The organism is Pseudomonas kairouanensis (genome assembly GCF_004682055.1).
In the GTDB taxonomy this organism is placed as follows: domain Bacteria; phylum Pseudomonadota; class Gammaproteobacteria; order Pseudomonadales; family Pseudomonadaceae; genus Aquipseudomonas; species Aquipseudomonas kairouanensis.
On sequence record NZ_QUZU01000057.1, the window covers coordinates 1 to 14,846 of the forward strand.

Annotated in this window: 13 protein-coding genes; 9 read left to right on the forward strand and 4 right to left on the reverse strand. The window is 61.4% G+C overall.

Annotation, left to right across the window (positions count from 1 at the left end):
• Positions 1-21: 21 nt before the first annotated feature.
• Positions 22-870: a shikimate dehydrogenase gene (locus tag DYL59_RS28180; RefSeq protein ID WP_135292079.1), complete on the reverse strand. Its 849-nt coding sequence runs from the start codon at positions 868-870 to the stop codon at positions 22-24.
• Positions 867-1,307, reverse strand: a complete 441-nt coding sequence (gene aroQ, locus DYL59_RS28185; protein WP_135292080.1) for a type II 3-dehydroquinate dehydratase — start codon at positions 1,305-1,307, stop codon at positions 867-869. The genes DYL59_RS28180 and aroQ overlap by 4 nt, the downstream gene beginning before the upstream one ends.
• Positions 1,308-1,501: 194 nt before the next feature.
• On the opposite strand from aroQ, the gene DYL59_RS28190 reads away from it, so the two are divergent.
• The 9 genes from DYL59_RS28190 (at position 1,502) to DYL59_RS28230 (ending at position 12,288) form a co-directional block, all read left to right on the forward strand.
• The gene (locus DYL59_RS28190) at positions 1,502-2,023 is read left to right on the forward strand and encodes an RNA polymerase sigma factor (RefSeq protein WP_135292081.1); all 522 of its coding nucleotides are present in this window, start codon (positions 1,502-1,504) and stop codon (positions 2,021-2,023) included.
• Between the two features lie 63 nt (positions 2,024-2,086).
• The gene (locus tag DYL59_RS28195; RefSeq protein WP_135292082.1) at positions 2,087-3,085 is read left to right on the forward strand and encodes a FecR family protein; all 999 of its coding nucleotides are present in this window, start codon (positions 2,087-2,089) and stop codon (positions 3,083-3,085) included.
• Positions 3,086-3,235: 150 nt separating this feature from the next.
• Complete coding sequence (locus DYL59_RS28200; RefSeq protein WP_135292083.1) at positions 3,236-5,992, forward strand: TonB-dependent receptor; 2,757 nt, start codon at positions 3,236-3,238, stop codon at positions 5,990-5,992.
• Between the two features lie 103 nt (positions 5,993-6,095).
• Positions 6,096-6,728 carry a heme acquisition protein HasA gene (locus DYL59_RS28205; RefSeq protein ID WP_135292084.1) on the forward strand — a complete coding sequence of 211 codons (633 nt, stop codon included), beginning with the start codon at positions 6,096-6,098 and terminating at the stop codon, positions 6,726-6,728.
• 166 nt (positions 6,729-6,894) lie between these two features.
• On the forward strand, positions 6,895-8,628 hold the full coding sequence (locus tag DYL59_RS28210; RefSeq protein ID WP_135292085.1) for a type I secretion system permease/ATPase: 1,734 nt from the start codon (positions 6,895-6,897) through the stop codon (positions 8,626-8,628).
• The gene (locus DYL59_RS28215; RefSeq protein WP_135292086.1) at positions 8,625-9,950 is read left to right on the forward strand and encodes an HlyD family type I secretion periplasmic adaptor subunit; all 1,326 of its coding nucleotides are present in this window, start codon (positions 8,625-8,627) and stop codon (positions 9,948-9,950) included. The genes DYL59_RS28210 and DYL59_RS28215 overlap by 4 nt, the downstream gene beginning before the upstream one ends.
• On the forward strand, positions 9,947-11,263 hold the full coding sequence (locus DYL59_RS28220; RefSeq protein ID WP_135292087.1) for a TolC family outer membrane protein: 1,317 nt from the start codon (positions 9,947-9,949) through the stop codon (positions 11,261-11,263). Before DYL59_RS28215 ends, DYL59_RS28220 begins: the two co-directional genes overlap by 4 nt.
• A 135-nt stretch (positions 11,264-11,398) precedes the next feature.
• Complete coding sequence (locus DYL59_RS28225) at positions 11,399-11,827, forward strand: DUF4160 domain-containing protein (RefSeq protein ID WP_135292088.1); 429 nt, start codon at positions 11,399-11,401, stop codon at positions 11,825-11,827.
• Positions 11,824-12,288, forward strand: coding sequence for a DUF2442 domain-containing protein (locus DYL59_RS28230; protein ID WP_135292089.1), 465 nt, complete (start codon positions 11,824-11,826; stop codon positions 12,286-12,288). The genes DYL59_RS28225 and DYL59_RS28230 overlap by 4 nt, the downstream gene beginning before the upstream one ends.
• 137 nt (positions 12,289-12,425) lie before the next feature.
• Here the strand turns inward: DYL59_RS28230 and trmA are convergent, their stop codons facing one another.
• Together trmA and DYL59_RS28240 are read right to left on the reverse strand one after the other, a co-directional pair.
• The gene (gene trmA, locus DYL59_RS28235) at positions 12,426-13,505 is read right to left on the reverse strand and encodes a tRNA (uridine(54)-C5)-methyltransferase TrmA (RefSeq protein WP_135292090.1); all 1,080 of its coding nucleotides are present in this window, start codon (positions 13,503-13,505) and stop codon (positions 12,426-12,428) included.
• Positions 13,502-14,797 carry an NCS2 family permease gene (locus DYL59_RS28240; protein WP_135292091.1) on the reverse strand — a complete coding sequence of 432 codons (1,296 nt, stop codon included), beginning with the start codon at positions 14,795-14,797 and terminating at the stop codon, positions 13,502-13,504. The genes trmA and DYL59_RS28240 overlap by 4 nt, the downstream gene beginning before the upstream one ends.
• Positions 14,798-14,846: the final 49 nt, after the last annotated feature.

Below are 14,846 nucleotides of genomic sequence, written 5' to 3' on the forward strand. Positions count from 1 at the left end.
TTTAGATCTTCATTTCGCCAGTTAGGTATTCATGCTCTGGAAGTGCGCCAACATCCTGCCCGCATCCGGCGCCTCGCCACTGAATAACTCAAACGCCTTCACCGCCTGGAACACCGCCATATTGCCGCCATCCAGCGTGCGGCAGCCCAAGGCGCGGGCGTCGCGCAGCAGTTGGGTTTCCAGCGGGAAGTACACAATTTCTGCCACCCACAATTCAGTCCGCAGCAAGGCTGCTGGCACCGGTGTGCCCGGCAACTTGGCCATGCCCATCGGCGTGGTGTTCACCAAGCCGTTTGCTTCGGCCATGGCGTTTTCCAAGTGCTTGCCGACTTGGGCGCGCCCACTGCCAAAGCGCTGGGCAAGGTTTTCCACAAGCTCGTGGGCGCGGGCCGGATCCACGTCAAAAATACTCAAATGCTCCACGCCTTCTGCCAACAGTGCATGAGCTACCGCCGCGCCAGCACCGCCAGCGCCCATCTGCACTACACGGTGGCGTGCAACGTCATTCAAATTGCGCCGAAAACCTTCGGCAAAACCCAGGCAGTCGGTGTTGTGGCCGATGCGCTTGCCGTTCTTGAACACCACGGTGTTGACCGCACCAATGCCCCTTGCCTCCTCAGACAAATCATCAAGCAACGGTAGGATCGCCTGCTTGCACGGGTAGGTAATGTTCAGGCCGGTGAAGTGCATCAACTCAGCAGCGTCCAGCAGGTCGGGCAGGGCGTTGATGTCCAGGTGCAGGGGCTCAAGGTCGATCAGGCGATACAGGTAGCGCAGGCCTTGTGCGTCGCCTTCCTGCTCATGCAGCGCCGGGGTGCGGGAAGCCTGGATGCCGGCACCGATCAGGCCCGCGAGAATGCGCGGCTTCATGCCTTTAACACCTGGCTGAAATGCTCCAGGGCCAGGTGATAGCCATGGCTGCCAAAGCCCGCCAGCACCGCCTTGGCGATGGGCGACACAAACGAGTGGTGACGGAACGCTTCGCGGGCATGCACGTTGGACAAATGCACTTCGATCACCGGCACTTCACTGGCCACCAGTGCATCGCGGATCGCCACCGAGGTGTGGGTCCAGGCCGCCGGGTTGATCACGATACCGGCGCAGCGGGCACGGGCGCCGTGGATCCAGTCCAGCAACTCGCCTTCGTGGTTGGTCTGGCGAAATTCGATTTTCAAACCCAGTTGTTCGGCGCTGCGGCCACACAAAGCGGCGATGTCGGCCAGGGTTTCGTGCCCGTACGTGGCGGGTTCGCGGGTGCCGAGCAGGTTGAGGTTGGGGCCGTTGAGCACCAGCACGATAGGCGGCATAGGGGTATCTCCACTGTTCTTGTTTGTTGTGGGGATAAAATGTACTGAATGGTTAATTTGGTCAATTGATGCGCGAAGATCTGTTCGATTATCGAACCCTTATCTGCGTTGAATCAGATTAGATATCAATTGAAAATCATTCTCGACAACGCTTAAGATGCCCGCCTGTTTCCTTTACATTCCAGGGAGTCGGTTTGTCGGACGTGGATCTCAAGGGCCTGTTTCTAAAGCATGCCGATACCCTGCGCGGGTATCTGGCGCGCAAGGTGCAGGACCCGCAGTTGGCCGCAGACCTGGTCCAGGAGAGCTTCCTGCGCCTGGCGGAAAAACCGGCCGGCGAGCGTATCGATAACTCCCAGGGCTATCTCTATCGAACGGCGAGCAATCTGCTGATCGACCATATTCGCCAGGAAGCACGGCGCAAGACAGACTCCGTGCCCCACGAGGCGCTGGCCGAGATTGAAGATGAAGTGGCCGGGTTGGAGGCTCAGGCAATGGCGCAGCAACAGCGACAGGCGTTGAAGCAGGCACTGGCGGAGTTGCCGGAACGCACCCAGCAGATCTTCCGCCTGAACCGTATCGAAGGCATGACCCATGCCCAGGTCGCCCGGCACCTGGACATCTCTGACAGCTCCGTGCAGAAGCATCTGGCCAAGGCCTTGGCCTATGTGATGCAGCGCCTGCAGGACGGCGAGGTGCAACCATCCGACGAATGAATTACCGAAATACGCCAGGTCAGACGTCACAGCGTTATATAACGAAAAATTCGAGATTCACACGTGAATAGCCAGGGTCCGCAACAGCACAGCATTACCGAGGCGGCCGCCGAGTGGGCGGTGCGCCTGCACGCCGGTGCCCTGACCGACCAGGAGCAGGCCGAGCTGCGGCACTGGATTGCCCGCGACAGCCGTCACGAGGCGGCATTGCGCTTTGCCGAACAGACCTGGGCGGCGTTGGGCGAGGTGCACAAGGACGAACCCGTGCACCGCCAGCGACCGGCAGCGGCAGCGATGCCCATGCGCCGTTCCAAGCGGCGAAGGCCGTGGCAACGGGCGGCGGCCGTGGCATTGGTGGTGCTGGTGGCAGGCATTGGTTGGGTGCGCGGGCCGGATGCCTTGCTGCACATGCAAGCCGACTACGTGACGCAAAAGGGCGAAGTGCGCACCGTGCACCTGGCCGATGGCAGCACGGTGGAGCTGGATTCGGCCAGTGCCATCCGCCTGGAATACGACGGCGTGCAACGGCGCATCAGCCTGATCCAGGGCTCGGCGATTTTCGATGTGGCGCCCATGGTGGGCCAGGAAACCCGGCCATTCGTGGTGCAGAGCGCGGGTGGACAGACCCGGGCGTTGGGCACGCGATTTGTGGTGGAGCGCGAGGCGGATCGGCAGGCCTGGGTGGGCGTATTGCAACACAGCGTCGCGGTTACCTTGCAGGCCAGCCCGCAAAAGGGCCCGGCAGACAGGGTGCTCAAGGAGGGCCAGGCAGCGCGCTACAGCCCCCAGGAAGGCGTGGTGCCCCTTGATCAATTCGATGTGGAACGCGCCACCAGTTGGCGACGTGGTGTGCTGATCTTTGATCGCCAGCCGCTGGCCAAAGTCATCGAACAGCTCAACCACTACCGCCCAGGCCGCATCGTGCTGACCCACTCGGACCTGGGCGAGCGCGAAGTCAGCGGCGTGTTCCGCCTCGACATGCTCGACACCGCCCTAGGTACCCTGGCCCAGGAACTTCAAGTGCAACGCTTGGACCTGGCAGGCCTCAGCCTGATCTATTGAAAACCTGGTGGGAGGCCTTCTCCCACCCGCTCAAAACCCCCTTCGCAAAAAACTTTCAAAAAAACCTTACTGACTTCCTGCGCGTCGTACGTCTTGCTAGGTGAGAAGCATTCGCATAAACAAAAAACGCTTAGCGCAGGGAAACAAGAAATGTCAGCACTCAACAAGGGGCGTATCACCGGTAGCCGGTTAGCCTTGGCCATCCACTTGGCGCTGTTCGCCGCTGTGGCGCCGGTGTATGCCGTGCAGCCGCAGGCAGGTGCCACCCAACCTGCTGTGCTGACGTTTGATATCCCCGCGCAATCCCTGGGCAGTGCCGTGCTGGCGTTCGCCGACCAGGCCGGCCTGCAAGTGCTGTTCGACAGCCAGCGCCTGCAAGGCTTGAGCAGCACCGCGCTCAAAGGCAGTTTCAGTGTGCAGGAAGGCCTGGGCCGTTTGCTTGGCGCGGCCCCGGTGGAATACCGCTTTACCAGTGAGCGCCAGGTCACCCTCAACCGCGTCAGCGACGACCACAGCGGCGCCCTGACCGTAGGCACCACCACCATCACCGGTAACACCAACGGCCAGGCCAGCGACTGGGTGTACCAGAGCCCAAAGTCCGTGGCCGTGATCAGCCGTGACATGATCGATAAGCGCCCACCCCGTCACGCCGCTGATATGCTCGAAGAAACGGCCGGCGTGTACACCGCCGTCGATCAGCGCGACCCCGGCCTGTCGGTGAATATTCGCGGGGTGCAGGACTACGGCCGCGTGAACATGAACATCGACGGCATGCGCCAGAACTTCAATGTCAACGGCCACCAGCAACGCAACGGCACCATGTTGATCGACCCGGAGTTCATCTCCAGCATCCAGATCGACAAGGGCAGCCAGTCGGGGCAGGGCGGTGCGGCGGTGCTGGGGGGCATTGCCTCGTTCAAGACCCTTGATGCCACCGAGTTTCTCAAGGACGGCAAGGAGTACGGCGGGCGTTTGCGTGCCGGTAGCGGTATTGGTGAGTTGGGCAACGGCACCGATTTCAACGGCAGCGCGGTATTTGCCTTTGGCGATGAGCGTGGTGATGTGTTGCTCGGCATGAGCGAGCGCCATTTCGGCAATTACCGTGGCGGCTCCCACAACAACCAGAACCTGGGTACCAACATCCGGGCCAGAAAGTATGCTCCGGCGGCCTTTGATGACTGGTTGAGCAGTGAAGTCGGCGACACCGGCAGCGTGACCCGCTCGCAAATCATCAAGTTCGGCCTGAACCTGCCCAACGATCAACGCGTGCAATTGAGCTACCTGGAAAGCGATACAGACAGTAACGATGCCTGGGGCTACATCACCGATGACCTTCAAAGCACCTATTACGTACGCACCAGCAAGAACAACCTCAACGCAAAAAACGTGGCGCTGGACTACAGCTACAGCCCGGACAACGCACTGATCGATTTGAAGGCCAAGCTTTATTACGTCACCACCCAGCTGGATCGCAACAACGCACCCAACATTGCGTCCTTGAGCTCCGGCAACTACACGCCGTCTTACACCGACCACTTCCAAACCGACACCTGGGGCTTGCAAGGGGAAAACACCTCGCGCTTCGACCTGGGCCGCGTGGGCCATGTGAGCTGGAACTATGGCCTGGAGCTGTACCAGGACACGTTCAAGCCCAGTACCAACAAGATTGAATCGACCAACACCACCAACTCCGGCTCGTTGCCCTACACCGCCAGTGCCGACCCGGAAGGCAAGCGCACCATCGCCAGCCTGTTCAACAACCTGCAATACGAATATGACGACTGGCTGACCGTGGACGCCGGGCTGCGTTACGACCGCTTCCGGCTGGAAGGGGTAACGGGCATGACGCTGTGGAAGCGCGACCGCTTTTACACCAGTACCACGGGGGCCAAGCGCGTCGAGGATATCTACGATATCGACAGGGAAGAGGGGCGGTTTTCGCCAACCTTTGGCATTGGCATCAAGCCTGGGGTCGATTGGTTGCAACTCTATACCCGCTGGGGCAAGGGCTGGCGCCCACCCGCGGTCACCGAGACCTTCATGAGCGGGCGCCCCCATGGTGGCGGTTCGAATGAGCGGGTGTTTCCCAACCCTTTCCTCAAGCCTGAGGAGTCCCGCGACTGGGAAGTGGGGCTGAACGTGTTCAAGGAGTCGTTGTTCTTCAATGACGACCGCCTGGGCATCAAGGTCGCGTACTTCGATACCAAGATCCAGAACTTCACGTTCCTCAATACCAGCGTGAGTTTGCCCGAGACTTCCGTCGGCGGTTTCAACGGGATCATGGCGTACACCAACAACACCAATGACACGCGGTTCAGGGGCCTGGAGTACCAGTTCAACTACGACATGGGGCGGGTGTACACCAACTTGAGCTTCACCCACATGATCGGCAGCAACGAGTTCTGCTCGAAGAATTACTACCTGGGCGGTGCCAAGAAGGCCGGCAATGCCACCACCGTTTACGAACAGTTCACCCGGCCCAACGGCACCATCGGCATACGCCCTGTCACCCAGTACGAAGTGTTGGATGACGACGCCGCCAACGCCAAGGAAAGCTGCGGGCGGATCATGGGCAACGCCACTTACACCCCGGCCGATCGCGGCTCGCTGACCCTCGGTGCGCGCTTTCTGGATAAGCGCCTGGATACCGGTATGCGTGTGCGTTACAGCTCGGGCAACGGGGAGAACCTGGATAACCAGGGATACAGCCTGATCGACCAGGCCATGTGGCCCAAGTACACCGTGTACGACCTCTACGCCAGTTACTGGATGACCGACCAATTGAACATCGCCCTGGCATTGGAGAACGCCACGGACGAGGCGTACTTCGTCGCCATGGGCGACGTCAACAACCTCAGCCTGGCGCGCGGCCGCACGCTGAGCGGGATGCTCGAATACAAATTCTGATGCCGGTGCCAAGGCACCGGGTCACCCACGGTTTTGCCCAGGGTTGGGCAAAAAGTGCGCTTCTGCGCACTGATCAATAGCGCTGTAATTACGAGGTTTAGTGATGACAATTTCTGTTAGCTACGAGTCGATCCTTGGCACTACTTCGCTGTCTGACTACCTGTCGGACTGGGCTGTTGGTTTTGCCACGGCAGGCCATGGTACTGGCGGCAACAACGGTGGTTTCAGCAACGGCACGTTCGCCGGTGACCAATACGCCTCCCACGGCGCCAGCAACTCCGAGTACGCCTTCATCGCCGACAGCGACACCAGCAACGGCCTGCACTACGTGTTCAACCCAACGCTGCCAGCCAGCAGCAACCTGAACCACTACCTGTGGGGCGAGCTGGATAACGTCGAGCTGGGCACCGGCCTGACCGGCGGCAGCGGCAGCGATTTCGACCTGAGCGCCTACAAGGTGGCCTTCAATGGCCTGGACCTGTCCGCCGCTGAAGGCGCAGGCCGCACCGGCAACGACGTGCAGGCCGTGATCTACGGTCTGATCCAAGGCAACACCAGTGCCCTGGAAGCGGTACTCAACGAACTGTTGGGTGCAATCGATCCGGACCTGTCAACCGCCAACACCTTCGACGAAATCTCCGCCGGCCTCGCGGCTCACGCGGCAGCGTCTACCACCGCCGATGTGGCGCTGGTGGGCGTGCAAGACGTGTCTCAGGACTTCGCCCTGGCTGCCTGATGCCATAAAAAAAGCGAATGGAAGATCGCTCTCCCATTCGCCGCATGACACACCGCTGTCGCCAAGCCTTCTAATTCTTCGGCGACGGCGGTGCCAAATTCTGCGCAGCGCCGTCTCGCCTGTCAACGCGGCGACGCTGCTCGCTTAACCCTTCGGGACTTCCCAGATGCGCCACGCCGGTAACGAAACCCTGGCCGCTCTCACGGCTTATAAAGGTGGCTTCTTCAACATCGGCCTGTTCTCGGCGGTGATCAACCTGCTGATGCTGGCCCCGGCGCTGTACATGTTGCAGGTGTACGACCGGGTACTGGCCTCGGGTAATCAGATGACCCTGTTGATGCTGACGCTGATGATCCTCGGCCTGTTCGGCCTGATGGGCGCGTTGGAGTGGGTGCGCAGCCAGGTGGTGATCCGCCTCGGCACGCAAATGGACATGCGCTTGAACCAGCGGGTGTACGACGCCGCGTTCGAAGCGCAACTCAAGGGCGGCACCCAGGCGGCCGGGCAGGCGTTGCATGACCTGACCACCCTGCGCCAGTTCGCCACCGGCCAGGCGTTGTTCGCGTTTTTTGATGCGCCTTGGTTTCCGGTGTACCTGCTGGTGATCTTCCTGTTCCACCCCTGGCTGGGCATGCTGGCGCTGGGGGGCGCGGTGATATTGATGGCACTGGCGTGGATCAACCATCACATTAGCCAAGCACCCATGGCCCTGGCCAGCCAGTTGTCCATCAGCGCCAGCCAGCAGGCCACCCTCAACCTGCGCAATGCCGACACCATCGAAGCCATGGGCATGCTCGCCACCTTGCGCGCCCGTTGGTTCGGCCAGCATCAGGCGTTTCTGGCCCAGCAGAACCTGGCCAGTGAAAAGACCGCCGCTGTCAGCGCATGGTCCAAGGGTGTGCGTTTGGCGTTGCAGTCCCTGGTGCTGGGGCTGGGCGCGTTACTGGCCGTGCAGGGCGATATCACGCCGGGGATGATGATCGCAGGGTCCATTCTGATGGGGCGGGTGCTCAGCCCCATCGACCAACTGATCGGTGTCTGGAAACAATGGGGGTCGGCGCGCCTGGCGTTTGATCGGTTGTCTCAATTGCTCGAAGCCAACCCGGCGCGGCCCGTGCGCATGAGCCTGCCGACGCCCAAGGGCCAGCTCAGCCTGGAGCAAATCAGCGCCTGCGCCCCCGGCAGCCGCCGCCCGGCACTGGCGAACCTGGGCTTCAACTTGCCCGCGGGCCAAGTGCTGGGGGTGATCGGGCCGTCGGGCTGTGGCAAGTCCACCCTGGCTCGCATCGTGGTGGGCGCCTGGCCACCGTTGTCCGGCAAGGTACGCCTGGACGGTGCCGACCTGGCCCAATGGGATAAACAACAACTGGGCCCGCACATTGGCTACCTGCCCCAGGACATCCAACTGTTCGCCGGCAGCATCGCCGACAACATCGCACGGTTTGCCGAGGTGGACGCGGACAAGGTGCTGGCCGCCGCACACATGGCCGGCGTGCATGAACTGATCCTGCAACTGCCCCAGGGCTACGACACCGTGTTGGGGGAGGGTGGTGCCGGCCTGTCCGGCGGCCAAAAGCAACGCGTGGCCCTGGCCCGAGCGCTGTACGGCTTGCCCGCGTTGATCGTGTTGGATGAACCCAACGCCAACCTGGATGAAGTGGGCGAGCAGGCGCTGCTGCAGGCCATCGCTCAACTCAAGCAGCAGCGTCGCACGGTGATTCTGATCACCCACAAACCCAACGTGCTGAGCCTGACTGACCAACTGCTGATCCTCAAGGACGGCCAGCTACAGGCGTTCGGCCCGACGGCGCGGGTGTTGGAGGCGCGGCAGAAACCTGCGGCCAAGCCGGTGTCGAGCATGAGCATGAGTTACCGCCTCGGTGAAGGAAAACAGGCATGAATGTGAGTAAACCCGTGCTGGTCAGCGACCCGCCAAACAACGTGCTGGCGCTAGACGACAAAAAATACTCGCGACTGGGTTGGTGGCTGGTGCTGGGCGGCTTTGCCGGGTTTATCGGTTGGGCCGCGTTGGCACCGTTGGACAAAGGCGTGGCGGTGTCGGGCAAGGTCATGGTCTCGGGCCATCGCAAGACCGTGCAGCACCCTGCCGGTGGCATTGTCGAGCGCATCGAGGTGCGCGACGGTGATGAGGTCAATGCCGGTCAAGTGTTGCTGCGCCTGAAGGAAACCCCGTTGCGCGGGCAGATGCAGTCTCTGCGCAGCCAGTACCTGGCCTCCCTGGCCAGCGAAGCGCGCCTGAGTGCGGAAAGCCAAGGGTTGTCGGCGATCACCTTCGCCCCTGAACTGCTCAGCGACCCGGAGGCCGCCGCCACCCTGAGCCTGCAACGCCAGTTATTCAGCAGCCGTGCCCAGGCGTTGGCCACCGAGCAACAAGGCCTGCGCGAAACCATCGCCGGCGCCGAAGCGCAATTGCGTGGCACGCGAGATTCCCAAGCCAGCAAGGTGCAGCAACGGGCGGCGTTGAACGAGCAATTGCAGGGCCTGCGGGAGTTGGCGCGCGACGGTTACATCCCACGCAATCGCCTGCTCGACAGCGAGCGGTTGTATTCACAGATCGACGGCAGCATCGCCGAAGACTACGGCCGTATCGGCCAACTGCAACGCCAGGTGATGGAACTGCGCCTGCGTATCCGCCAGCTCGGCGAAGACTTCCAGAAAGACCTGCGCGGCCAACTGGCCGACACCCGTACCCGCAGCGATGACCTGCGCAATCGCCTGGCCTCGGCCGAGTTCGAGTTGGCCAACAGCCTGGTGCGTGCACCGGCCTCCGGCGTGGTGGTGGGGTTGCAGGTGTACACCGAAGGCGGTGTGATCAAGCCTGGCCAGACGCTGATGGACATCGTGCCCCAGGGTGAACCGCTGCTGGTGGAAGCGCGGGTGCCGGTGCAGATGGTCGACAAGGTGCACCCCGGCCTGCCGGTGGAACTGATGTTCCCGGCGTTCAACCAGGCCACCACGCCACGGGTGGCGGGCGAGGTAACGCTGGTGTCTGCCGACCGCCAGGTGGATGAGCGTACCGACGAGCCGTATTACACCGTGCGTGCCCAGGTCAGCACGGCAGGCATGCAGCAGTTGGATGGCGTGCAGATCCGCCCGGGCATGCCGGTGGAAACCTTCATCAAGACCGGCGAGCGCTCGATGCTCAACTATCTGTTCAAGCCCCTGCTGGACCGTACTCACATGGCCCTGGTGGAAGAATGAAGGCGCTGCTGTTTACCCTGTGTATAAGTTGTACTTCGGCGGCGCACGCCCTGGGTTTGCTGGATGCTTACGACTTGGCCCTACGCAATGATCCGACTTTTCAGGCGGCGATCCAGGAGCGTGAGGCGGGCGAAGAGAACCGCGTGATTGGCCGTTCGGCGTTGCTGCCCAACTTGTCCTGGAGCTACAACAATTCGCGCAACGAGTCCGAGGTGACGGCGGGTGATGTCACCAGCGACCGCGATTACCGCAGCTATGCCTCGACCCTGACGTTGCAGCAACCCCTGCTGGATTACGAGGCCTATGCGCGTTTTCGTCAGGGCACCGCCCAGGCGCTGATGGCCGATGAACGCTTTCGCGGCAAAAGCCAGGAGCTGGCGGTGCGGGTGCTCAGTGCCTACAGCCAGGCCTTGCTGGCCCAGGAGCGTATCGAACTGAGCCGTGCGCAGAAACGCGCGTTTGCCGAACGCCTGCAACTCAATGACCGCTTGCTTAAAGGCGGTGAAGGCACGCGCACCGATGTGCTGGAAACCCAGGCGCGCTTGAGCCTGGCCCAGGCCGAAGAAATCGAATCATTGGATGCCCAGGACAGCGCTTTGCGTGAACTGGAAGCCATTGTCGGCCAGCCCCTGCAGATCGAAACACTGGCGCCCCTGACTCGTCAGTTTGAGATCCCGCCTCTTGAGCCCAACCGTTTTGAAACCTGGCGCGAATTGGCCATGGCCAACAACCCGGAACTCAAGTCCCAGCACCATGCCCTGGACGTGGCCTCTTATGAAGTAGAACGCAAACGCGCCGGCCACCTGCCCAAGGTCAGCCTGTACGCCACCAGCCGCCAGACCAGCTCAGACTCGGAAAGCAGCTACAACCAGAAGTACGACACCAACAGCGTCGGCATTCAGGTCAGCCTGCCATTGTTTGCCGGTGGTTCGGTGTCGGCCTCTACGCGCCAGGCGGCAAACCAGCTGTCCCAGGCCCAATACGAGTTGGACGCGCACACCTCGGCCACGCTGGTGGAGTTGCGCAAGCAGTTCAACCTCAACACCAGCGGTGCGGCCAAAGTGCGCGCCTATGAGATGGCCGTGAGCTCCGCCACGGCGCTGGTCACGGCGACGAAAAAGAGTGTCAGCGGTGGCGAGCGGGTCAACCTCGACGTGCTCGACGCCGAACAGCAACTGTTCACCGCCCGCCGCGACCTGGCCAATGCGCGGCATGCGTATTTGCTGGCGAGGATTCAGCTGAAGTATTACGCGGGGTTGCTCAGTGAGCAGGATTTAAGAGCCTTGGCGGGGTATTTCCAGCCTTCGGCATGAGTGGTTACAACCCGGCATTCGCCGGGTTTTTTGTGCTGACTAGTCTGTAAAACAGCTTCGGGAAAATGGAGCCGGTTGTTGGGTGGCAGAGGGAAATTGTTACCTGGCGGAAAATAACCTAACGGATGGGTTGCGATGCGAGTAGGCGCTTACAAGGGATATGTGATTTCGGTATTTATCAGGGATGAGCATTGCCCGCCTCATGTGCATGTGTGGGGGAAGGCGTGGGATGCGCGTTTTCGTTTCAGTTTTCTGGATGCAGATGTGGAGTTGTGGGACGTGGAGCCTGAGCGGAGGCAACCATCCGCATCGGTGTTGAAAGAAATACGCGGGGCGATCATGCAGCGTCACTACCTGGCCCGTGCGCGTCGAATTTGGTGGGAATACCTGCAAACGGTCTGCCTGGAGAATCATTCCTGGGATTGGGAGGCAGGTGAATTGGTTCCAGGGTTGGTCATTCGACCTGGCGTCTATGTCATCGCCAGCGCGCGGCACGATGTTGTAGAGCAACGGACAATTTTGAATCTGGTCAGGGGACCAGACTGCGTGGGGATTAATTTATGAAAATCGTAAAAGCCAAAGTTGTGCCTTATAAACCGCTCACTGAAGCGGATATCGACAAGGCAATCGCCCGAGGGCGTAAGACCCGGCACCTCTATGCCCGCGCCAGTTCTGTACGCTATGAAGACAACTGCATCTCCATAGGTTTCAGCGACGGCAGCCGCGTCGTGTTACCGATAGCGGGTCTGCCGGAGTTCAAAGGGTTCTCCTTGGAGGACTTCCAGCAGTTGGAGGTTGGCTTTGGCGGAAAGGCACTGTGCTGTGAGGCCCAAGACCTGGATGTTTCGATTACAGGCCTGATCGCCACAAGCAAACCGATGATGGACCTGGCCACCAGCCTGGTGGCCTCACGCAACGGCCGCAAGAGCAGCGCCGCGAAGGCCGCCGCCGCCCGAGCCAATGGCAAGAAGGGCGGGCGGCCGCGCAAGGAAGTCTTGGATAACGGCGATCCAACGGATGTATGAAGGCGCAATGTGGGAGCGGGCTTGCTCGCGAATGCAGAGTGTCAGTCAGAGTATGTGTGACTGATACACCGCATTCGCGAGCAAGTCGAATCGTCGCACCGCCGCTCCCACATTGAGATCTACTGTGTCCTGAGGACCTAGCGCCGGGTCAGCAGAACCCCAGACTCCATATGATGCGTCCACGGAAACTGGTCAAACATCGCGCACTGGGTAATCCGGTGCGTGTCATGCAACTGCGCAATGTTCGCCGCCAACGTCTCCGGGTTGCAGGAGATGTACAGGATATTGTCGAAGCGGCGGGTCAGTTCGCAGGTGTCCGGGTCCATGCCGGCGCGCGGCGGGTCGACGAACACGCTGCCGAATTCGTAGCTTTTCAGGTCGATGCCCTGTAGGCGGCGGAACGGACGCACTTCGTTCAGCGCTTCGGTGAGTTCTTCGGCGGAGAGGCGCACCAGGGTGACGTTATCCACCGCGTTCTCATCGAGGTTGCTGAGCGCTGCGTTGACCGAGGTCTTGCTGATCTCGGTGGCCAGCACCTTGCGTACACGGGTTGCCAACGGCAGGGTGAAGTTGCCGTTGCCGCAATACAGTTCCAGCAAATCGTCCGGGCGATCGCCCAAGGCTTCATATGCCCAGTTGAGCATCTTCTGATTCACCGTGCCGTTGGGCTGGGTGAAGGCGCCTTCGGGTTGGCGATAACTGAAGGTGCGGCCGCCCACGTCGAGTTTTTCCACCACATAGTCGTGACCGATCACATCACGCTTGCCCTTGGAGCGGCCGATGATGCTCACGTTCAAGTCTGCAGCCAGCTGGTTTGCGGCGGTGTGCCAGTGCTCGTCCAGCGGGCGGTGATAACACAGGGTGATCATCGCGTCGCCCGCCAGGGTGGTGAGGAACTCCACCTGGAACAGCTTGTGGCTCAGGGCGGCGCTGGCTTGCCAGGCGGCCTTGAGCTGGGGCATCAACTGGTTGATGCGCAGGCTGGCGATTGGGAATTCTTCGATCAGGATCGGCGTGCGCTTGTCGTCCTGGGAGAACATTGCGTAGTGGCGCTCACCGCCTTCGCGCCACAGGCGGAACTCCGCCCGCAGGCGGAAGTTCTGCAGCGGCGAGTCGAATACCTGCGGCTCTGGCGCATCGAACGGGGCCAGCAGGTCACGCAGGCGCGTGACCTTGTCTTGCAATTGAGCGGTGTAGCTTGCGGCGTCAAAAGTCATGCGTTGAACCAGCCCAGCTTGATCACAAACAGAATCGACAGAATCACCAGCGCCGGGTTCAGCTCACGGTAGCGGCCCGAAAGCAGCTTGATGGCGGTCCAGGCGATGAAACCGAAGGCGATGCCGTTGGCGATGGAGTAAGTGAAAGGCATCGCCAGGGCGGTGACCACCACCGGCGCTGCAACCGTGATGTCATCCCAGTCAATTTCTGCCAGGCCCTGGGTCATCAGCACGGCTACAAACAGCAGCGCTGGCGCAGTGGCATAGGCCGGCACGCTGGCGGCCAGGGGCGAGAAGAACAGGGCCAGCAGGAACAGGATCGCCACCACGATGGCGGTCAAACCGGTACGGCCACCGGCGCTCACGCCTGCGGCGGACTCGATGTAACTGGTGGTGGTCGAGGTGCCCAGCAGGGAACCGGCCATGGCGGCGGTACTGTCGGCGATCAGGGCACGGCCCATTTTCGGCATGTGGCCGTCCTTGCCCATCAGGCCTGCGCGCTTGGCCACGCCGATCAGGGTGCCGGAGTTGTCGAACAGGTCCACGAACAGGAAGGCAAAGATCACGCTGACCAGGCCGATGTCCAGCGCGCCTTTAATGTCCAGCTGCAGGAAGGTCGGAGCCAGGGACGGTGGTACCGACGTCACACCGATGAACGGGGTGAAACCCAGCACGATGGAGGCGATGGTCACCGCCAAAATGCCGATCAGCACCGCGCCACGCACCGCCAGGGCTTCCAGCGCCACGATCAGCACAAAGCCCAGGGTGGCCAGGATCGGCGCCGGTTGCTTCAGGTCGCCCATGCCCACCATGGTGGCCGGGTTGCTCACCACGATACCGGCGTTATGCAGCGCGATCAGCGCCAGGAACAGGCCGATACCGGCGGCAATCGCCGAGCGCAGGGGCAGCGGGATCGCGTTGATGATCCACTCGCGGATACGGAAGATCGACAGCAGGAAGAACAGCACCGCCGAAATGAACACCGCACCCAGCGCCACTTGCCAGGTATGGCCCATGTGCAGGACCACGGTGTAGGTAAAGAAAGCGTTGAGGCCCATGCCCGGCGCCAGCGCAATCGGGTAGTTGGCGATTAGGCCCATCACGGTCGAACCGATGGCTGCCGCCAGGCAGGTCGCGACGAACACCGCGCCCTTGTCCATGCCGGTTTCGCCCAGGATGCTCGGGTTCACGAACAAAATGTAGGCCATGGCCAGGAACGTGGTGATACCCGCGAGAATCTCGGTGCGCACATTGGTGTTGTGGGCTTTGAGTTGAAACAGCTTTTCCAGCATGCCGGCTCCCTGTGACGCTATGTTGCGTCGTGATTTGTTGACCTCTAAG